The organism is Bacillus sp. G402 (assembly GCF_051172515.1).
Taxonomy (GTDB): Bacteria; Bacillota; Bacilli; order Bacillales; family Bacillaceae; genus Bacillus; species Bacillus altitudinis.
Genome location: NZ_JBPIZC010000002.1, coordinates 919,965 through 941,009, shown reverse-complemented (window position 1 = coordinate 941,009; position 21,045 = coordinate 919,965). Strand labels below are relative to the sequence as shown.

General features: G+C 38.6%; 20 protein-coding genes. 16 read left to right on the top strand and 4 right to left on the bottom strand.

Annotated elements, in window-relative coordinates:
• Nucleotides 1–118: 118 nt before the first annotated feature.
• The 8 genes from ACSBQP_RS13355 to ACSBQP_RS13320 all read left to right on the top strand — a co-directional run bounded on the left by ACSBQP_RS13355 (nucleotide 119) and on the right by ACSBQP_RS13320 (nucleotide 11,135).
• On the top strand, nucleotides 119–289 hold the full coding sequence (locus ACSBQP_RS13355) for a CxxH/CxxC protein (protein ID WP_008360116.1): 171 nt from the start codon (nucleotides 119–121) through the stop codon (nucleotides 287–289).
• 80 nt (nucleotides 290–369) lie between these two features.
• Nucleotides 370–849: a 23S rRNA (pseudouridine(1915)-N(3))-methyltransferase RlmH gene (rlmH, locus tag ACSBQP_RS13350; protein WP_035390089.1), complete on the top strand. Its 480-nt coding sequence runs from the start codon at nucleotides 370–372 to the stop codon at nucleotides 847–849.
• 124 nt (nucleotides 850–973) lie between these two features.
• The gene (locus tag ACSBQP_RS13345) at nucleotides 974–2,452 is read left to right on the top strand and encodes an ATP-binding protein (RefSeq protein ID WP_008347465.1); all 1,479 of its coding nucleotides are present in this window, start codon (nucleotides 974–976) and stop codon (nucleotides 2,450–2,452) included.
• Complete coding sequence (locus ACSBQP_RS13340) at nucleotides 2,439–5,090, top strand: Z1 domain-containing protein (protein ID WP_017359967.1); 2,652 nt, start codon at nucleotides 2,439–2,441, stop codon at nucleotides 5,088–5,090. Before ACSBQP_RS13345 ends, ACSBQP_RS13340 begins: the two co-directional genes overlap by 14 nt.
• Nucleotides 5,091–5,112: 22 nt before the next feature.
• A complete protein-coding gene (locus tag ACSBQP_RS13335) occupies nucleotides 5,113–6,138 on the top strand; it encodes a PD-(D/E)XK motif protein (RefSeq protein ID WP_008347462.1) in 1,026 nt (341 codons plus the stop codon).
• Nucleotides 6,139–6,141: 3 nt separating this feature from the next.
• Entirely contained in the window at nucleotides 6,142–7,953 is a 1,812-nt protein-coding gene (locus tag ACSBQP_RS13330; RefSeq protein WP_017359965.1) for an AIPR family protein, read from the top strand.
• 433 nt (nucleotides 7,954–8,386) lie between these two features.
• Nucleotides 8,387–10,129, top strand: a complete 1,743-nt coding sequence (locus tag ACSBQP_RS13325) for a DNA cytosine methyltransferase (protein ID WP_008347458.1) — start codon at nucleotides 8,387–8,389, stop codon at nucleotides 10,127–10,129.
• Between the two features lie 157 nt (nucleotides 10,130–10,286).
• Complete coding sequence (locus ACSBQP_RS13320) at nucleotides 10,287–11,135, top strand: MBL fold metallo-hydrolase (RefSeq protein WP_017359964.1); 849 nt, start codon at nucleotides 10,287–10,289, stop codon at nucleotides 11,133–11,135.
• A gap of 69 nt (nucleotides 11,136–11,204) precedes the next feature.
• Here ACSBQP_RS13320 and ACSBQP_RS13315 read toward each other — a convergent pair whose 3' ends face one another.
• Together ACSBQP_RS13315 and ACSBQP_RS13310 are read right to left on the bottom strand one after the other, a co-directional pair.
• The gene (locus ACSBQP_RS13315) at nucleotides 11,205–11,447 is read right to left on the bottom strand and encodes a hypothetical protein (protein WP_017359963.1); all 243 of its coding nucleotides are present in this window, start codon (nucleotides 11,445–11,447) and stop codon (nucleotides 11,205–11,207) included.
• A 14-nt stretch (nucleotides 11,448–11,461) separates the two neighbouring features.
• Nucleotides 11,462–11,710 (bottom strand): hypothetical protein, encoded by a 249-nt coding sequence (locus tag ACSBQP_RS13310; protein WP_039962873.1) that lies wholly within the window; start codon nucleotides 11,708–11,710, stop codon nucleotides 11,462–11,464.
• Between the two features lie 100 nt (nucleotides 11,711–11,810).
• On the opposite strand from ACSBQP_RS13310, the gene ACSBQP_RS13305 reads away from it, so the two are divergent.
• From ACSBQP_RS13305 to ACSBQP_RS13285, 5 genes are all read left to right on the top strand, one after another.
• A complete protein-coding gene (locus ACSBQP_RS13305) occupies nucleotides 11,811–12,401 on the top strand; it encodes a Crp/Fnr family transcriptional regulator (protein WP_007497342.1) in 591 nt (196 codons plus the stop codon).
• A gap of 71 nt (nucleotides 12,402–12,472) precedes the next feature.
• Nucleotides 12,473–12,811 (top strand): darcynin family protein, encoded by a 339-nt coding sequence (locus ACSBQP_RS13300; RefSeq protein ID WP_039962871.1) that lies wholly within the window; start codon nucleotides 12,473–12,475, stop codon nucleotides 12,809–12,811.
• Nucleotides 12,812–12,919: 108 nt separating this feature from the next.
• Nucleotides 12,920–13,426, top strand: coding sequence for an LURP-one-related/scramblase family protein (locus tag ACSBQP_RS13295; RefSeq protein WP_007497338.1), 507 nt, complete (start codon nucleotides 12,920–12,922; stop codon nucleotides 13,424–13,426).
• A gap of 15 nt (nucleotides 13,427–13,441) precedes the next feature.
• Complete coding sequence (locus tag ACSBQP_RS13290; RefSeq protein WP_393920258.1) at nucleotides 13,442–13,948, top strand: hypothetical protein; 507 nt, start codon at nucleotides 13,442–13,444, stop codon at nucleotides 13,946–13,948.
• Nucleotides 13,949–13,961: 13 nt separating this feature from the next.
• The gene (locus ACSBQP_RS13285) at nucleotides 13,962–14,822 is read left to right on the top strand and encodes a LysR family transcriptional regulator (RefSeq protein WP_435028488.1); all 861 of its coding nucleotides are present in this window, start codon (nucleotides 13,962–13,964) and stop codon (nucleotides 14,820–14,822) included.
• Between the two features lie 39 nt (nucleotides 14,823–14,861).
• On the opposite strand, the gene ACSBQP_RS13280 is transcribed toward ACSBQP_RS13285, so the two are convergent.
• Nucleotides 14,862–15,758 carry a PhzF family phenazine biosynthesis protein gene (locus tag ACSBQP_RS13280; protein ID WP_435028487.1) on the bottom strand — a complete coding sequence of 299 codons (897 nt, stop codon included), beginning with the start codon at nucleotides 15,756–15,758 and terminating at the stop codon, nucleotides 14,862–14,864.
• Nucleotides 15,759–16,009: 251 nt separating this feature from the next.
• Here ACSBQP_RS13280 and ACSBQP_RS13275 point away from each other — a divergent pair, with 251 nt between their 5' ends.
• On the top strand, nucleotides 16,010–16,573 hold the full coding sequence (locus tag ACSBQP_RS13275) for an Imm64 family immunity protein (protein WP_081114789.1): 564 nt from the start codon (nucleotides 16,010–16,012) through the stop codon (nucleotides 16,571–16,573).
• Between the two features lie 39 nt (nucleotides 16,574–16,612).
• Here ACSBQP_RS13275 and ACSBQP_RS13270 read toward each other — a convergent pair whose 3' ends face one another.
• The gene (locus ACSBQP_RS13270) at nucleotides 16,613–17,323 is read right to left on the bottom strand and encodes a GntR family transcriptional regulator (RefSeq protein ID WP_017359955.1); all 711 of its coding nucleotides are present in this window, start codon (nucleotides 17,321–17,323) and stop codon (nucleotides 16,613–16,615) included.
• A 155-nt stretch (nucleotides 17,324–17,478) separates the two neighbouring features.
• Here ACSBQP_RS13270 and ACSBQP_RS13265 point away from each other — a divergent pair, with 155 nt between their 5' ends.
• Both ACSBQP_RS13265 and bglA read left to right on the top strand, forming a co-directional pair.
• A complete protein-coding gene (locus ACSBQP_RS13265; protein WP_435028486.1) occupies nucleotides 17,479–19,377 on the top strand; it encodes a beta-glucoside-specific PTS transporter subunit IIABC in 1,899 nt (632 codons plus the stop codon).
• Between the two features lie 9 nt (nucleotides 19,378–19,386).
• Nucleotides 19,387–20,826 (top strand): 6-phospho-beta-glucosidase BglA, encoded by a 1,440-nt coding sequence (gene bglA / locus ACSBQP_RS13260; protein WP_236810509.1) that lies wholly within the window; start codon nucleotides 19,387–19,389, stop codon nucleotides 20,824–20,826.
• The last annotated feature ends 219 nt before the right edge of the window (nucleotides 20,827–21,045 follow it).

The window sequence follows — 21,045 nt, the reverse complement described above, 5'->3', positions numbered from 1 at the left end:
GGATAAAAGGTGTGGAAAATGGTAAAAGACTATTAACATGTGAATAAATCGGTTATATTGAACAATGAGCGAAACACTTGTGAATAACCAGACAATATATTGGAGGAATTAGAAACTTATGAACAAATCACTTTATGCTTGTGCAGAACATATAGAAACCGTACTAGACATGTACATAGATGATCACGAAACACCGCCAGAATTCAGAAAAATCGAACATACACACAGCTTATCCACAACCTGTGAATTGTGCGATGAACCTGCAATATATATAGTGGGGAACGAATGATCGGACACAAAATACACAAATTTTATCCACAATTGTTGATAACTTATATGAATAACTTGTTCTTAAGGTGGGGATGACCTGTGAATATATCAATTATCACAGTAGGAAAATTAAAAGAGAAATATTTAAAGCAAGGCATAGCCGAATACACAAAACGATTACAGGCATACGCAAAAATCGAGATCATTGAGCTCGCAGACGAAAAAGCACCCGAGAATCTCAGCGAGCAAGACATGAAAATCATCAAAGACAAAGAAGGCGAACGGATCCTAAGCAAAATCAACCCAGACGCCCACGTCATCGCCCTCGCCATCGAAGGAAAAATGAAAAGTTCCGAAGAATTAGCCGATACAATAGATAAGCTGGCAACATACGGAAAAAGTAAAGTGTGTTTTGTCATAGGCGGATCCCTCGGCTTAAGCGATGCTGTCATGCAGCGTGCGAATGAGAAACTGTCGTTTTCGAAAATGACGTTTCCGCATCAGTTGATGAGGCTGGTGTTGGTGGAGCAGATTTATCGGGCGTTTCGGATTGTTCGGGGGGAGCCTTATCATAAGTAGATAAAATCTATTTATAACTTTTCATCTATTTGTAAACCTAAGGAAAAACTATTACCTAAAATTTATTTATTTTAGTTATTTGCTATAATTAGTATAAATATTGCTGCGAAACGGGGTTTAATAGATGAATATAGTTCTGACAAGACCATCAGCAGCACCTGTGATTCAGGCGCTTCGTTCTATTGGATATAATGCTAGTACAGCCATTGCTGACCTTGTAGATAACAGTCTAGATGCTAAGGCATCAACTATTAAAGTGAATTTTACCTATAATGATACAGATGGAATGATTACCATAAATGATAATGGTTTGGGTATGACTGAATATATGCTTCAAATCGCTATGAGCATTGGTTCTAAAGACCCAAGAGAGCGTAGAAGAACAAACGAGCTCGGTCGTTTTGGTATGGGATTGAAAACGGCTTCTTTTTCACTTGGAAAGCGATTGAGTGTTTTGACAAAAAAAGATGGAGTATATTTTGAGAGATGTTGGGATCTTGATCATGTATCAGAATGTAATGAATGGCAACTCTTCACCAAAATTCCTGAAGAAATAAAATTGCAACTAGACGATATAAAGGGGGAAAACGGCACAATCGTCTGTATTGACAAGCTTGACCGATTTATGGGGGTTGGACGAAAGCGCAAATTAAAAGAAACAAGTTTCTATAATAAAGTTTCTCGTATTAATAGACACCTGGAATTTGTATTTCACTCTATACTGGAGAAAAAAGAAGTAAGTCTGTTTATCAACGGTAAAGAGATAGATCCATGGGATCCTTTTATGAGGAGTCATCCGAATACACTGGAAGGCGAAATGCAGATTCTTAAAATTAATGATAATAGAATCAAAGTGCAGTATTTTATTTTGCCTCATGCCTCCCATTTAACAGAGTCTGAATATAAGAAGGCGGGCGGTTACAAAGGCTGGCGTGATCATCAGGGATTATATATCTATAGAGAAAATCGTCTTTTATATTTTGGTGATTGGATGGGGCTGTTTCCCAAGGATGCAGCTTCACAGCTGGCCAGGGTGCGCATCGATCTCCCGAATTCAGCTGACTCAGACTGGCAGGTTGATATAAAAAAATCGGGCATTAATTTGCCTGAAGACGCCAAAAGAAGACTAGAAACCATTTCATCCATTGCACGAAAAGTTTCAAGGGATATTTTTTATTTTCGGACACAGTCTGGTCCTAGAAATCCTTCGATTAAGGGAAGTTTAAATACATGGGAGCAGTCAGGAAACGAGGATGGTCCTCAATTTATTTTAAATCGAAATCATCCGATCCTTTCTGAGTTGCTTAAAAATTTGGATGATGAACATGCAAAACTCTTAAACTTATATTTGAAATTTGTACAGCTTGGCTCGCCAAGTAATATTATAGATGCTCCTAAAGTTCCAGAAGAAGAATTGCAAAAGGTTTCAGACAGCAAGAAAGAATTGGTAGTCCAATTTGCTTCTTCTATGATGCAGTTAAATGTAGCTGAAAACGAAGAACAGCTTTTGAATATTTTGTTAACGCAACCTGCATTTGATGAATTAAACCGTGCAACTTTAAAAGTAATTTTATTGGAGGCGAATTTGAATGTCAGCAATTGATTTGAAAGATTTTTTTGAACAGAACTTTTTAAATACCTATTATTACCTAAAAACAGTTTATAAAAATCAGGAAGAGGCAGCAGAAAAAGCCTTGGAATCAGCAAGAGGATTAGCGTCGGCCGAGAGCCCTATTGACGATCCAACATTTCAAAAGTGGTCACTTGAAATGTACATGAAGTACAAAATTGGTTTGGAAGTTCCAAAGAATTATGTAATGAGAGAGTCCAAAGAAAAAAGCTGGTTTGAGCCTAAGATGGTAGCTAGCGGATTTTTCTGGTCCAGGTACCGTAGATATCTCTCCACTTCGAAAAACTGGCCTCTTGAGGCAGTTACTGCAATAGATGAAACAACGAATCAGATAATGGCATCTATAGGAAATCCAAGCTCGATAGACCCATTCGATAAACGTGGGCTTGTATTAGGTTATGTTCAGTCAGGTAAAACAGCTAATTTCACTGGCTTAATCAATAAAGCTTTTGATGTTGGCTATATGCTAATAATTGTGCTATCAGGTATTCATAATGATTTAAGAACTCAGACACAAATCCGTTTGAATGAAGAGGTAATCGGGAACCGAACAGACAAAGATGGAAACCCAATAGGAGTTGCTCAAATAAGCGCAAATACAGCTGATCATATCATTTCTTCTTGGACAACAGAAGACCATGATATCAAATCAAGCCAAAGGGGTACTTTTAACCTAAACTCACCAACATTAATGGTCGTTAAGAAAAATAAAACCGTACTAGAATCGCTTCGAGATCAGTTAATTTATCATCGGGATATATATAATTTGGATATTCCCGTCTTAATTGTTGACGATGAAGCAGATCAGGCATCTGTTGATACTTCCAATCCTGATAAAAATGAAGATCCGAAAACGATCAATCGCTTGATCAGGCAAATCCTTGAAATTTTTAATCGAAAAGCTTTTGTCGGATATACTGCAACACCTTTTGCAAATCTTCTAATCAGCAATGAAGGAAATACAAATGAAGAAGGAGATGACCTGTATCCAAAAGATTTTCTTGTCGGCCTACCAAAGCCGAAGGAATATTGCGGACCTGAGGAATATTTTAATGTGGAAGAGGACGCAGAAGATACTCGCCCGAGTCTGATCCGCCATTTGCGTCAAGAAGACCTCGATGTATTTACAAAAATTAAAAAGAAATCTGACGCAAATAAATTCGAAGAAGTTCCTCCTCAAATGCGTGAAGCAATACTTGAATTCCTGCTTGTGATTGCTATTCGCAATCTGAGAGGACAAAGAAATAAACATAATTCAATGCTCATACATACTTCTCGTTTTAAAGATGTCCAGTCAAGTGTAAAAGACGCAGTTGAGCGGGCGTTTGATGCTATATCAAAGCAATTACAGTATAATGCAGAAAGCACTGTGATTGCAGAACTACAAGAACTTTATGATAATGATATTCTCCCAACAAGTAAAGATTGGCCGAATGAAAATCACCCAGAATTTAGCTGGAATGAAGTATATAAAGAATTGATGAATTGCTGTGAAAGTATCCAAGTTTTCGAGATAAATGGTAACAGCCGGGATGCATTAGATTACCATCAATATAAAGAAGAAGGATTAAATGTTATTGCAGTAGGTGGAGACAAATTGTCCAGAGGATTAACATTAGAAGGCTTAAGTATCACCTATTATTTCCGTAATACGCTTATGTACGACACTCTCATGCAGATGGGACGCTGGTTTGGCTATAAAAAGGGTTATATGGATATATGCCGCATTTATACTTCTAATGAGATTGCTTCAAATTTTGAACATCTGTCTATTGCGATGATTCAACTTCGACAGGAATTCGACCGTCTGGCTGCAATGAAGAAGACACCATCTGAATATGCGATCAAAATGCTAAGCCATCCAACAATGAAGCTTACGAGTCCTTTGAAAATGAGAAATGCAGTTTCTTCAAATGTCATTTATGCTGGTACCCTACAACAGACAAGACTGTTTGATCCAAGTGAAGATGTAATGAAAGGAAACATGGATGCGACTGTTAAGCTCGTTAAAATACTTCCTTTAACAAAGACAACATACAAAAAGACCAACTTCTACTCGACATCTGGTGTGCACGCAGAACACATCAAAGGATTTCTGTCAGAATATCGAACGGCTGACAGTAATATTGTAAATTCTGCACTAATTGCTGACTATATTGACAGAGTGAACAAAGAAGGAGAATTATTAAATTGGACTGTTTCAATAGTAGAAGGTCAGCGCAAATCTTCTCTTGGCCTATCAGAATACCCGGTTGAATTAGGAAAAATCAGTTTGAAATCTGCTTCTGCACTTGGAAATAAGGTCAAAGCGCCTGAGAACATGTATCAAATTAGAGACATTGGGGCTATTGTGTCTCCTAACCATGAGGATATGGATTTGGACTTCGATAAAATTAAAGAAATTAAAGAGCGTAAAGATAAACGAGGAGTGCGTTCAAAGGAAAATGGCCTAATGTTAATATATCCTTTGCATCCAGAAGTTCCTATCTTTAAGAGTTTAGATGTGAAATTCTCCTCGAAACTAGTGCCAATTGGAATTGCGTTTTCTTTCCCGGCGACGGAAATTGAAGAGAATGGCGTCTATCAGACAAATAAAACGATATCTAAATAACCTTTATTTAAGGAGAGTATATGTGTTGAACCTAAAAATAGAGTTTGATGATATGATACAAGAACTTCGAAGCCAGGATGAAAGTGAAGTATATAAATTGAATGTTTTGACTTATGAGAATCCAATTATGTTTGCAGGGATCGACCCTGCTAATCATCATCGGCAGCTGTACATTGATTTGGGCACAGAAGGATGGGACAAGGATCAGGAAAAAGCATTGCCCAAATGGAGGGGAATGTCCGTTAAGGTGGAATACTTTGAAAAACTATCCCTCTTAAAGGAACATTATTTTCTTGTTATCCGACAAGAGGATGAACAAAGCCCAGAAATCTTTGAATTTGTTCTGCAGAATCTCGCTGATCACCTGGCAGTAGCTGAAGAAGAAGTTTCTCTTTTTTCAACAGTCTATAAAGTACTTGATCGATGGAGGACTTTCTTTCAGCGAGGAGGATTTAAGCGGCTTTCAGAAGAGCAACAGCGTGGGTTGTTTGGGGAATTATGGTTTATTAATGAATGGCTGGAAAGGCATCCTGGCCAACCGCCTCTTATAATTGAACATTGGGAAGGACCGACGAAAGGTCGCATTGATTTTAAAGGAAACAAATGTGGAATTGAAATCAAAACAATTAATGAAAAATTATCAAAAACGATTAAAATATCAAATGAAAATCAGCTTAAGCTGAATGAAGCTGTATCTTCAATTTATCTCTATGTATGTTTTCTAGAACAAAGCCGTACACATGGGCTTTCTCTTCAAGAACTGGCAGGTCAGGTTCGTATCAAGCTTGCAGAAAGATCTGAAAGAATTGCACTCATTTATAGCGATTTATTGACTGATCTGGGGTTTAGAGAAGAAGAATACGAAGATGTGCTTTATTTTATGGAAAAAACAGAGGTGTATGAGGCTGGTAAAAATTTTCCTCGCTTATTAAAGGAACATCTGCCAAAAGGAATTTCACATGTAAGTTATAATATTGATCTGACTCATTGTGCAGCATATGAGAAGCAACTGGAAACTATATATCAAATGTTTAGAGTGGAAGGATAAAAGATGATAGAAACAAGACAAAGAAAAGAATTCCTGCTCGATTTTACAGAAGAGTTAGAGGAAAAAGCGATAGAATCTGGTAGTTACCAGGTTCCTTTCCTGGAAAAAATGATCTCCTTTATGGATAGACCAGATGAACCTGAAATTCTGTTGCCTCCTTTTAGGGATTCTGGAAAAAATATTGCTGTAAATGCCTATTCTTATGACGAAGAGAATCAAGTATTAGATGTTTACGTTGTTGATTATAACTTTGAGCAGAATGAAAAAGATTTACTTTCCATCAACATGACTGCTGTCACTGAAGTAGCCAATAGGGTAAAACGATTTATTACAAATTCAAAAAGTCTCCTTCAGACGATTGATCATTCATTGGAAGCCTACGATCTTGCTAAAATCATCAATGAAGTAATGAATAGTTTAAATGAGATTAATATTTTTGTTATAACAAACATGTATTATACTTCCAATAAGCCTGTAGAAATAACCATCCCTGGAATTGAAACTGTTAATGTTCAAGTATGGGATATTGATCGAGTTCAGCAACTGATCACTTCTGAGCAAGCTATTGAAACAGACTACATAGATTTTGAACAGGACTACGGTGAAACATTTGAGATGATGTTTGTCCCGGACCCCTCAAGTGGTGTGAAGGATTTTGAATGTTATATAGGTTATATTTCTGCTGAGTTACTAGCTAAAGCATATGATGAATGGGGACAAAAGCTTGTTGAGCGAAATGTTCGATCATTCCTTCAAGCAAGGGGCGGAACCAACAAAGGCATTCGCGATACATTAAAGGACCCTTTTCAGCGTAAAATGTTTGTTGCCTATAACAATGGTATATCAACAGTAGCCCGTACTGGTAACTTTGAACCAGTAAAAGAAGGAGTAAACCAATTTAAGATTAAGGGATTAAGTGGCTGGCAGATTGTTAACGGAGGTCAAACGACAGCTTCCATTCATAAAGCTTACAAGGATGGGATCAGCTTGAAAGATGTCTATGTCCAGGCAAAACTTACTATCCTACAGGTTAATGAATTTACTGAAAAAGATCAGCACCAGATCGAAGATGAGATGATTTCACGCATTTCACAATATGCCAATACCCAAAACAAGATTAATAAATCAGATTTATTAGCCAATACACGTTTCATGTCTGACCTTGAAAAATTTTCGAGAAATATCTGGATTCCTGGAATAGATGGAAGAAGGTCCGAAAGCAAATGGTACTTTGAACGTGCCAGAGGGCAGTATATGGTTGATATTAACAGGCGAAAAAGAGGCAAAGAACAGACTGACTTCAAGAAACAATATCCGAAAAATAAAGTCCTCACAAAAGTTGATATGGCTAAATATTTCATGTCATGGGAAGGCTATCCTCATGTTTCCAGTAAAGGCGGGGAGGAAGCTTTTAAGAAATTCATGGAGTTAAATAAGAGCTTTTGGAGCGGAAATACCCTCGATAAAATAACATTATCTGTCTATCAAAAACTAATTGCGCGAGCTATTATTAATCTTAGGGTAAAGAAAATTGTTGATGAAATGAAGCTAAGAGGTTACAAAGCAAATGTCCTTTATTATACAACTGCGATGTTTCATCAAATATATAGTGAACAGATAGATTTAATTAAAGTGTGGGAAGAACAATCCTTGTCCGAAAAATGGGATGATATCATTCGAATAATCGCAGAAAAGACATTGTCCTATCTTAGGGAATCTGCGGGAGAGCGAAACGTTACACAATGGGCGAAGCAAGAAGCATGTTGGATTCAGTATAAAGAGACCTGCTCACAAGAATTAAAAAACTTGATTTAGTATTATCACCCTAATCCTTCTACAGAGATTCAGGGTGTTTTTCATTTAAGTATAGTGTTTTATAAATATGTGAATATGATTAACTGAGTGTCAAAAGCCATGCATAAATTCATTTTCCTTAATGAAAATTAACTTTATTACATACTAGTCTTTTATATTCACTCGCTGGTCTTTGCAGTCATTTTAGAGAGTCTTAGTGAGACATTATTAGACATGGATTGGAACACTGTAGGTTTGTTATACTTTATACCTTATAAAAAAATCGGCTTTTGCAAACTCTGAAATCTCCCTTGAGAAACCAACAATAAACCATTTGATATAAATATAATTATGATATAATTGAAAAGTTAATTAAAAAACAAATTTACGAACTTATGTTCTTTTATTAAAATATAATATGAAAGATTACTTCTTAATGAAGTGAGGTTTTATAATGAAAAAATTTAAAGTAATGGATCTTTTTGCAGGGGCAGGTGGTCTCAGCAACGGCTTTGAACAGACAGGCAGGTTCGAAGTGAAAGTCGCTGTCGAAATTAATGAGAACGCACGTAAAACCTTTAAAATAAACCATCGTAATGACGTCATTTTACATGAGGATATTACAAAGCTTCAATATACAGACAAAAATGGAGAAAAGATTGGTGAATTCCGTGATATTGATGTGGTGATAGGTGGACCACCATGTCAAGGATTTTCCAATGCAAATCGGCAACAGAATACATTAATTTCTTCGAATAATAATCTTGTTAAGGAATATTTGCGGGCGATTGAAGAAATTCGTCCCATAGCTTTTGTGATGGAAAACGTGAAAAGCATGGAGTCAGAAAAGCATAAGTTTTTTTTGAGTGAAGGGGACGAAGTTGAGCTTGATAAGCTGGAAATTGAGCCTGTGGAAGAACATATTAAGATCGGCAGAAGTACACTTTATTCTGTTAACTTAAGAAATTTCCTTATGGATGCCTACAAACAGCGGAAAGATCTAACCCCTTTTATAATAAGTAACGAACTCTTTTCTAAATTAAATACACTTTTAAAACATGCTAAAAAGAAATCGCCTATGGATTTATTGAACTTTATAGAAAAAGAAGCAAACTATAAATTTTTTATGAAGGTAATAAACAAGCAATGGCATAGTCAGCATTGTGAATATTGGAATAGCCTATACCAATTAGATTGGACTGACTTGGGAGAAAAGCTGAAGAACCTTTTAGACAAAACAACTGAAAATCTCACTTCATATACAGATAGCCTTGAAAACATTCTTGAGGCACAGAAGGTAATACGCAAGATTTCAGAAGTAATTAAAAATAAAGTTTTGTTATTCGATATAGAAGTAAATAATGATGATATTGAGATTATCATTAAATCATTCAATGTGTTTGATTATATTAAAAGAAAGTTTACCAAGTTAGGTTACGCATTAAATGAGGATAAGTATATTTTTAATGCTGCTCATTATGGCGTGGCGCAGGAAAGAAGCAGATTAATTTTAATGGGCATCAAAGAAACTTCTTTAAAAAAGGAAGCAGTTAAAACGCCTGAGCCACTTTTTCATAATAGGAAAGAGTATAACAAAATCTATGATGCAATAGGCGATTTAGAAAACATATCACCCGGTGTAAATGTAAAAGATGATGAACTTGATAAGACTTCCCATCAACCGCTACTCAATAGTCCTCTTAATGATTACCTTAATAATATAGATAAGGTATATAACCATGTTAGAACTGAATCTGGTGAAGTAGCTCAAAAAAGGTTTAAGGCTTTAAAAGAAGGTCAGAATTTTCATAATCTGGATGAATCTTTGAAAACTACCTACACAGATCATAGCAGAACACAAAATACGATTTATAGAAGACTTGCATATAATGAGCCTTCAGATACTGTACTTAATGCTAGAAAATCAATGTGGGTTCATCCAGTTATAGACAGAGCTATCAGTATTAGAGAAGCAGCTAGGTTACAATCATTCCAGGATTCATATAAATTCTGTGGGTCAAAAGACTCGCAGTATCAACAAATAGGGAATGCGGTTCCCCCATTGCTTGCTAGGGCTGTTGCAGAGGGAATTTTGCAATCTTTAGGTGAAGAGGTTGAGGGGAATATTAGAGAAATACTTTTGCCTAAACATGTTGTTGAAAATTGTGTATATTCTGGAATGAAAGTTCGCAGGTAAAGGTCTGATATAGACTTTTGCCTTTAAACTTTTTATATACTCCCATTACATAACTTGTAAATTTTAAAGTGAAACATAATTAAAATTAAAAAATTACTCTCTGGAATTAAGTTAGGGTAAAAAATCCAAAGAGAAATCATAAGGTAGGAAACACACCATGCACACAATCAAAAAAATAGGCAAAACCTTCTCCTACATCACACCAGTATCACTCACCGACCGCCCCATCCTAGGCATGGTCGTAGGCAATAACAAAACATTAATGATCGATGCCGGTAATTCAGAAGATCATGCGAACTATTTTATCCAAAAGACCTTAAAACAAGAGAACGCCACGCCGGATATGGTGGTCCTCACGCATTGGCATTGGGATCATATTTTTGGTCTGCCTGCGCTGCCCCATGCGGTTTCAATTGCTTCTGCAAAAACCAGAAAGGAAATGGAGAAGCTTCTTCCGTTTTCTTGGTCAGATGAGGCGATTGATGAGCGGGTGAGGGAAGGAACGGAGATTGAGTTTTGCGCGAAGGCCATCAAAGAAGAATATAAGAATCATCGAGAAATTCAGGTCGTTTTACCGGATGTGATGTTTGATCGTCGGATGGAGATTGATCTTGGCGGGGTGACTTGTGTTGTGCAGCATGTTGGAGGCGATCATGCCGCAGATTCAGTGATCGTGTATGTGAAAGAGGAAAAAATTCTTTTTCTTGCTGATTGCATTTATCCGAAAATGTATGCAGAAAAAGTACATTATACGGTGAAAGAAATTTTGCGTCTTTTAGATGAGTTAGATGCATTTGATGCGGAGACGTATATTCCTTCACACCAAAGACCATGGACAAAAGAGGAGTTTCGTCAGGAAACAGACAAGCTTCGAACGATTGCGAAATACACTGGTCTTTATGGTGGAGATCAGGAGAGAATCAAGAGTGAATATCAAACACATGTGAACAGAGAGCTAAAAGAAGATGAGTTAGAGACGATCGCTTATTTTGTAAATGGTTATTAAATAATTATGGTGACTAAAACAGAAAAAGTCTCATTTGAGTGATTTTCCTCAAACGAGACTTTTTTATTTCTATGGTAAACCTACAAAGTCTTCTGCATCACGAACTGTGACAGACATCTGTTTTGCATTAATAATAATGACACAATCCCAAGTGGGCTTTATTTGCAGTTCATCATTCTCATCAATACGGATCATTCCTTTAAATTCAACCGTTTGTTCTAGAAAAACCATTTTCTTTTCTGTATCATCTTTGACTGCTGTTAAATGTTCAGGATAGTGAATCGTCCAATCATAAAAAGCGGTTTTCTTCATAGTTCCTCCTATTTTCATTCGTACACATCTCCGAATACTTCTTTTGTTTGCCGGATTGTCAGTGATTTATTGGTTGGATCAATTGAAATGACACAATCCCAAGTAGGTTTGATTTGTAGCTCGTTGTTGTCATCCAACCAGATGATGCTATTTAGTTCAATAGATGGCTCTAAAATGACCATTTTCTTTTCATGATGATCGGTAATCGCTGTTAAGTCTGCTTGTAAATGGATGGTCCAGTCAAAAAAAGTGATGTTTTTCATTGTTTCTCCTCTCATCATCGCTTATATTTCCATTATAACTTGCGTGTTTTCTGACACTATTTTATATCAAGTCTTCCATTACTAGAGAGGTAACTTACAAATGGACAAAATAACTAACCCATACGACACGTTCAAAACCAAAATATCGAAATATCCAATTGAACAAAATCATTGGCAAGCCTTCAAAGATGGAACAACGATTAAACCATTAAAAGCGGGTACATGCATGATCAAGGCTGACGATCCAGTGAAGTATGCCTATTTCTGCATAACAGGTCTCTTCCGTCTCTTCTATTTGTTACCGGATGGAAGAGAGTACAACGTGGCTTTTACGTTGGAAGATGATTTTGCTACTTCTTATGCAAGTATGATCAACGGGCAGCCTTCTCCTTATTCTATTGAAGCGATGGAGGATTCTATCGTTATTGAAATTCCGTATGATCTACTTCAAATGTTGATGGACAGCAGTCATATGTGGGAGCGGTTTGTTCGGGTGAGTGTAGAAAGGCTGTATACGAGAAAGGAAGAGCGTGAGAGGGAACTGCTCTATTTGCCAGCCATTGAGCGATATCAGGCGTTTTTATTGAAATATCCCGGGTTACATCAACGTATCGCTCAATATCATATTGCCTCATATATCGGTATTTCCCCAGTTTCGCTGAGCAGGCTGCTGCATCCTGCTGAACATTAACCTATGTTAATGCACATTCTCTAGAACTGGCGTACAATCATCACATCATAGAAGAATCGAGGGGCTTGATGATGAAATATATGATGGTTGTTTTATTAGAGTTCTATCCATCTTGGCTTGCTTTACCACGAGAGGAGCGCAGAACCCATGCGGCTTCGCTGCAAGAATTGATGCAGAAATATGAGGAACATGTGACGGTGCGCTTTTTTGATGCTGAAGCTCTTCCAGGTAAGGATTACACAGATTTTGTGATGTGTGAAACGGATGACCTGAAGTTCTATCATTTTATGTGGGAAGAGATTAGAGATTCTATTCCTTACACAAGTGGTTATGTCAAAATTAAAGAGGTCATCATGGGAATGGAAGATGCTTTTCAAACATATGAAAAAGAATCTTTGAAAATGGATTAGTAATCGAAAACCACCTGCTATCAGGTGGTTTTTTGCACATTCTATTTTTTGGTATAATCAGGGGTAAGGTAAGAACGGATAAATTTTTGAACTGAATCGGAGGTACTTATGAAGCAGCTGTATATGAAGCAAAAGGTATTTAGTCTGAGCGGCAGATTTACGGTAAAGGACCAACAGGAGAATGATGTATATGAGGTCGAAGGCAGCTTTATGAAGGTGCCAAAGACGTTCACCATTTTGAATACAGAACGAGACGTCATCGCTGTAATTACGAAGAAAATGTTTAGCTTTTTACCGAAGTTTTTAGTAGAAGTCGGTGGACAAGAGGTATTGACGATCAAAAAAGAGTTTACGTTCTTCAAAGCCAAATATTCAATTGATGCTGCTGGTATCGAAGTACAAGGGAACTGGTGGGATATGAATTTCCAAGTGCTGCAAAGCGGCGAAGTGATCGGCCAGGTGAAGAAGGAATGGTTTACTTGGGGTGACAGCTATAAGGTTGATATTTTGAAAGAAGAGATGGAGCCTGTGATGATTGCATTGGTTGTTGCGATTGATTGTGTGAAAGCGGATGAAGCGGCGTCTAGGTCTTCGTCGACGACAATGAATAATTAATTGGAGGGTTTAAAGTTGGACAACCTCACCCGCATTTTAAGATTAAGAGATGCAGAGATATGGGCGTATGAATTTCTCGATAATAAAGACATCATCGTTTATTTCTCGATTACAGATTTAAATAGAAAAGCAACGATTCATGATAACCCTCTGGCTACTCAAGAAGAACTGGATGAAAGAGATAATTACATATCAATGGATGTGCACAGCCATCTAGATCTCAAGAAAACGCTAGAAGAAGATATATTTGATGACTTTATCACCAATATCTCAGCTTTAGTAGAGCATATGCATGATTTTCACAATGCGCATGTTTTTATTCATATGCATGTTCATGACAAAATCGAATTAACAGATTTTCAGTTAGAAGAAGATGAAGAGATGCATGGCGATGAAAAAGAACAACTCTATACATTTAAACGTTTATGGATTCAGCAGGCATGTTTTCAATTGGTCGAACAACAATTAAATCGAAAAATCAAAGACATATCTAGCAGTAGGTTTTGCCAAGATCTAAAGTGAGGTGAGCAAACGAATGACATTCCCATACAAAGTATTTCAAACAGTCGTCGAATGCGGCAGTTTTACAAAAGCCGGTGAGAAGCTTGGGCTGACGCAGTCTGGGGTGAGTCATAATATGGCGAAGCTTGAGTCAGAGCTTGGGATTGTGCTGCTTCATCGGAATCGAAACGGGCTGTCGCTGACAGATGCAGGTGAGCGAGTGATGCCCCATATTCGCCAAATCATTCATCATGCGTCATTGCTTGAGCAGGAGGCGGCGTTGATTCAAGGGATGGAAGTGGGGAGTATTAAGATCGGCACGTTCTCTAGTTTTTCTTCAAAAATGCTTCCGCAGCTCATTCATCGTTTTACGAAAAGTTATCCCAATATCCAATTGGAGTTATACGAAGGCGGCTATGAAGAGATTGAAGAGTGGATCGCGTCGGGCACAGTTGATCTTGGATTTTTAACACAGCCATCTAGAGATTTGGAAACTGTTCCACTGTTTCAAGATGAATTGGTGGTGCTCATGCAAGAGAGTCATCGTTTCCATACAAAGAAGGTGATGGAAGTGGCTTCGTTCCAAGATGAACCATTTATTATGCCAAAAGCGGGCTGTGATCAACTCATTAAGAAATTATTAAAAGAAAGCGGCGTAAAACCCCATGTTTTATTTGAGATTGGGGACAACAATACGCTCATCTCTATGGTTCAGGAGGGCCTTGGGCTCACGATCATTCCAAAGTTGATGTTGCCGCCTCAGGTGCCTCATGCGAACGTAATTCCACTTGAGACCCGTGTTTATCGCGAAATCAGTATGGCGTTTAAATCTTTTAACGCAGTCTCTCCTTCTACTAAAAGATGGATTGAAACGGTCAAAGATCATTTTAAATAGATTCATCTTGAACGAGAGTCTCTATTCAAGCTGATCAATTTATAGCGTGACCACCCCGCGAATGGTAATAACCGCTGCTCCTGCTACTTTAATGACCGGCTTTGCTTCATTCGGAATGACCGTGATACGAAGCAATCCTGGTCTGCCGATGGCATCACCTTGAGCAATGCGCAGATGAGTGGTTTCTTGCTGAGAAATGATCCCTTCCAAATACAGATATCCGGCCAATGCCCCGTTTGCTGCTCCCGTTACAGGATCTTCGGGTATGCCAATGCCAGGTGCAAAATCCCTTGTATAAAGATCACAGTCCTTTATGGATTGAAACGTATAAAGATGAGTCGTTGTGATATCCTGCGCTTTATTCATTTTCCCTAAAGATGCTAAGTTTGGTGCTGCTTGATCAATGTCATTCTGGTGTTTCAGCGGAATCAGGAGATGCCAGTTTCCGGTGTTTGCTAATTTTATAGGATAGGATGGATCAATCCTGTCACTGCTTATACCGAGCATGTCACTAAGCTCTTCTACATCGATGATAAAATCTCGCGTCTTTGGCGTGACCTGTGTCATCTCCACATCCACAACTTTGCCATTTTCCTCGTGCCATATAACGGGAACATGGCCGATCTTTGTTTCTAACACAACCCCTGATTTTTCTTTAGCCATCCCTAGCTCCGTCGCTAAAAGCCAAGTCACTCCAACCGTCGCATGCCCGCAGAAATTGACCTCTTCCGTTGGAGTGAAATATTTCACTCGATAATCGGCTTTCTCATCATGTGCCGGCAGCAAGAAAACGGACTCGGGTAAGTTCAACTCCTTGGCGATATTCTGCATCTCATCCTCCGTTAACCATTCCCCATCCAACACCACCCCAGCGGCATTACCTCCAAACTTCTCAGTTGTAAACGCATCAACATGATACACCCTAATATCTTTCATCTGACGAATCCTCCTAACCATGTTGTTATGTTCATCATAAATGTGTAGGATGTATTCGTAAAATGAATCTTTTGAATGTGATGAATTGGAATTGTTCATGTAATATTAAACAACTAGGCGGTAAGGCTGAAAAAAATAATGAAAGTTCAAAAGGCAGTTCAAAGAGAATCTGATTTTTGTAGTATGCTTGAACAAAACAAAAAGAAAGCGAGGGGGTCAGCATCGCTTTAGGAGGATATATCAATATTGGATTGGTATTCTATGATGACATTCATTTAACAACCACTTTCCACCAACTGATTGTCTATTTAACAAAGAAAGGCATTTCAATAACGAAAGTAAAGTTTAGTCAAGATGCTAATGGCGAAGCATGGATCGAACATGATGTAAAAGAGATTAAAATCAAAAACAATTACTTGGAAGGTTTTTATACAGAATTTGAATTGGAGGGAACATGTCTAAAACATACAACCATGAACATACAAAAAGAAGCTGGTTTTGTGGGATTCGTTCTATATTTAAAGTGGACAGAGGTTGTTTCACATGATGTCGTTCGTATTCAACAGGAGATCGTACAGTGTCTTGTAGAACTTTATCATACTCTTCCGTTTGAGTATGCATTCATTGGTCATGAAATGGAAGTCGAGATTCATCCAGATGATGTTGAAAAGAGTCTGCAAGAACATCATGCTTTTCCAGTTGTTCTTATAGGTAAAGGGGATTATTTAGTCACTTTTTATGGTGATACTGCCATTGACGGGCTAACTACTCAAGAGAGAGGGAAGAAATATTTAAAGGTTAAAAGAGAACAGTAGAAAAGCCTCCTGAATGTCTCAGGAGGCTTTTTCCATCCATCACCCATAATAATTATTCGCCTGAATAAAAAATTGGGATTGCATGTAGTTATACGTGATTTTCGAGAAGTCGAAGGGCTGTCCGTTTGTGAGATGGAAAACGGTCTCGACGCGGAGGGCAGGATCGTCTTGTTTAAGTCCGAGGTGCTTCGCTTCAGTTTCGTTTAGTTTGCCAACTTGCAGGTACATGTCAGAAAAGCCCACTTTAAGACCAAGGCCTTCACTAATGAATTTAAATACAGAATCGGCTGCAATTTCTGTGTTGAGGTAAGGAATAATGGTTTTCCGGTAATAGGACTCTTCTAAACATAAAGTTTGTCCATTGATGTAACGAATGCGTTTAAGGTAGAAAACATCCTCATCTGGTTCAATGTTTAAATTCAGCGCAGCTTCTTCTGGCGGTTTGACGGTATCTAACGTGAGAACTTCTGATGTCAGTTGAAATTCCTCTAAATCTTTTTTGAACCCTTGGTTGGATAAAAGGCTGATATAGCCTTTGCGCCTGTGCCTTCTCACAAAGATGCCGCTGCCCCTCACCTGATAGACAATCCCTTTTCTTTCGAGTAAATCTAATGATTTGATAATTGTACTTTTGCTCACAGCAAATTGATTCATGAGCGTCTCAAGCACAGGAAGTTTGTCTCCTTGCTGTAGCTCATGTGTGACAATATATTTTTCAATATCGCTCGCAATTTGTTGATACTTTAACATAGCCATTCCTCTTTGTTTTCACGATTTATTGTCTTTGTATTATAGCACATCCCGATTTCTCTTTGATATGCAAACTCAAATTATATATGTATTGATAAATTGTACCGGTATAATTATAATGTACATATACTAGTAGTGATAAAGGGGGGTTTTATATGTCAAAAGTGAGGGATTATCAAAAGCTTGCAGAAGACATCTTAGAAGCAGTTGGCGGAGAAGAAAATGTGGTGAGTGCCGCAAGATGCGCCACGAGGCTGCGTTTGGTGTTGAAGCGTTCTAATCCAAAGGCAAAAGAAGCAGTCAACGCCATGCCTGGAATCATTACAGTGGTGGAAAACGGTGGTCAGTTTCAGGTTGTGATCGGTCAGCATGTAGGTGAGGTATATGAGCATTTTTCCAACCTTGTTCAGCTCCAAACGTCGGATGATGATCAGCCGAATGAAAACAAAGGAACGATACTGAATCGGGTCATTGCGACCATGTCCGCTGTGTTTGCGCCATTTGTGTATATTTTAGCCGCAGCTGGTATTTTGCAAGGTGCACTTATCTTAATAAATTTGATATTTCCAAGCTTCTCGAAAACAGGAACTTATGAAGTGTTTAGCTTTATTTCTTGGGCACCGTTTACGTTCCTGCCTATTTTTATTGCGATAACTGCAGCCAAGCATTTCAAAACGAATATGTATATCGCGGTTGCTTGTACAGCTGCGCTTGTCAGTCCTTCTTGGACAGAGATTGCTGGACGTGTAGCATCAGGGGAAGGTGTGACCTTTTTAGGAATTGCGTTATCTGAAACGGTTTATACATCATCCGTCTTGCCACCGCTTTTCTTAGTATGGATTCTTTCCTATGTAGAAAAATTCTTAAACAAACGAATTCATGAAGTCGTCAAACCGCTATTTGTCCCATTTCTATGTATGGTCGTCATGGTTCCGTTAACCATACTATTAATCGGTCCTCTTTCGACAGCAGGTGCAAATGGGATTGCAAACGGATACAATGTCTTAGCTGAAAATGTACCAGCTCTGGCAGGGGCCATTATCGGCGGTTTCTGGCAAGTACTCGTGATTTTCGGTGTTCACTGGGGCATCACGCCAATGGTACTTGCGAACTTTGAACAATATGGACGTGACTCTTTTCAGGCATATCAAACCATCGCTGTTATCGCTCAAGTCGGTGCGGTGCTGGGAGTTATTTTAAAAGCAAGAAATCGGGAAACACGGAAAGTTGGGGTTTCAGCTGGAATCACAGGACTCTTCGGTATTACGGAGCCTGCGATTTACGGTGTCACCTTACGTTTTAAAAAGCCGTTTATTTTCGGGTGTATTTCAGGAGCGGTCGGTGCCGTTGTAGCCAGCTTCTTTACGCCTTATTACTTTGCATATGCAGGACTACCTGGCCCGCTGACCATTGTGAACGGAATCAGTGCAGATTATCCAACGTCTATCATTGGTATTTTGATTGGTGTGGCCATTGCGCTGATTTTACCAGTTGTGCTTATTCAAATGTTCGGATATGGAGAAGATACAGTAGAACAGTCAGCTGGTGAAACACCTCTTAAAGATCAAGACGGAGAAACGGCAAATACTTCTATGAACAATGAAGAAATGATTACGGCTCCACTTACAGGAAAGGTGCTTTCGTTATCTGAAGTGCCAGATGCCGTATTTAGCTCTGGAGCGATGGGGAAAGGCTTTGCCATTCATCCGACCGATAACAAACTGTTTGCACCGTTTGATGGCAGTGTCGTCATGCTTGCACCAACAAAACATGCGATTGGTCTGCGTTCTGAATTTGGTGTGGAGTTACTTGTTCATGTAGGAATTGATACGGTCTCTCTAGATGGATCGGCATTTACACTCAATATCAAAGAAGGCGACAAGGTGAAAAAGGGTGAATTGTTGATGACATTTGATCAGGAAGCAATTGAAAGCAAAGGATTACAAACAATCACACCTGTTATCATTACCAATACTCAAGCATACGAAGATGTGATTGTAGAGAAACGTTCGACATGTCAGCCAACTGACGTCATGATGACAATTGTGAAATAGGAGGAATAGATAATGACTTTACCAAAAGATTTCTTATGGGGCGGGGCATTAGCCGCTCATCAATTCGAAGGTGGATGGAATGCAGCTGGCAAAGGGCCGAGTGTTGTAGATGTCATGACAGCAGGTGCTCATGGTGTTCCAAGACAGATCACGGAAACGATAGAAGAAGGAACTTTTTATCCAAACCATGAAGCCATTGATTTCTACCATCGTTACAAAGAAGATATCGCCATGTTTGCTGAAATGGGATTAAAATGCTTGCGAACATCGATCGGCTGGAGCCGAATTTTCCCTAAAGGGGATGAACAAGAGCCGAATGAAGCAGGCTTACAGTTTTATGATGATGTGTTTGATGAACTGATTAAACATGGAATCGAGCCTGTCATTACGTTGTCTCACTTTGAAATGCCCCTTCATTTGGCAAGAGAATACGGCGGATTCCGAAGCAGAAAAGTCGCTGAATATTTCGCGAAATTCGCGGAAGTATGCTTCAATCGTTACAAGAACAAGGTCACGTACTGGATGACATTTAATGAAATCAATAACAAAATGGACGTCAACAACCCGTTGTTCCTTTGGACAAATTCAGGGGTATCTGTCAAAGAAGGCGAAAATGCCAAAGAAGTCATGTATCAAGCGGGCCACCATGAATTGCTTGCAAGTGCATGGGCAGTGGCAAAAGGAAAAGAGATCAATCCGTCCTTTCAAATTGGAGCGATGGTGTCCCACGTGCCAATTTATCCATATTCCTCAAACCCAGAGGATGTCATGCTGGCAGAAGAATATATGAGACAGCGCTATTTCTTCCCAGATGTCCAAGTGCGTGGCTACTATCCAAGCTACGCGTTAAAAGAATTTGAGCGCGAAGGCTATCACATTCCATTTGAAGAAGGCGATGAAGAAAGTTTAAGAAAAGGAAAAGTAGATTATCTTGGCTTTAGCTATTATATGTCAACAACGGTCAAAAGCGATGCAGTATCTGATCACAAAGGAGACATTGTCAATGGAGCACTGCCACATGGTGTAGAAAATCCGTATATCAAATCAAGTGACTGGGGCTGGTCCATTGATCCGACAGGTTTAAGGTATACATTGAATCGTTTTTACGATCGCTATCAAATCCCGCTATTCATTGTGGAAAATGGCTTTGGTGCCATTGATCAAGTGGAAGAAGACGGTTCTATTCATGACCCAGAGCGAATTCAATATCTCGCTTCTCATATTCAAGCACTGAAAAAAGCGGTTGAATATGACGGTGTGGACCTCATCGGCTACACACCTTGGGGCATCATTGATATCGTGTCATTCACAACCGGTGAAATGAAAAAACGCTACGGCATGATTTATGTTGACCGTGATAACGAAGGTAAAGGTTCAATGAAGCGTCTTAAAAAAGATTCGTTTACTTGGTATCAAAACGTCATCGCAACGAATGGTGAAGAAGTGTAATAAAGAAATGACTGGCCCGGATGAGCGTTGGATGCGCTTGTTCGGTTTTTTTTATTTCCTATGCTTCAATGTAGCCTGAATACAAAGAAAAAAGAGAGTGATCACAATAAAATAATTCATTGGATTGTGGAAGACATTGATACTAAATGCTAATTGAAGAAGAATCCAAAAACCGAATATCACTGTAACAGCTGGGATGATTTTTTTATACACATTGAT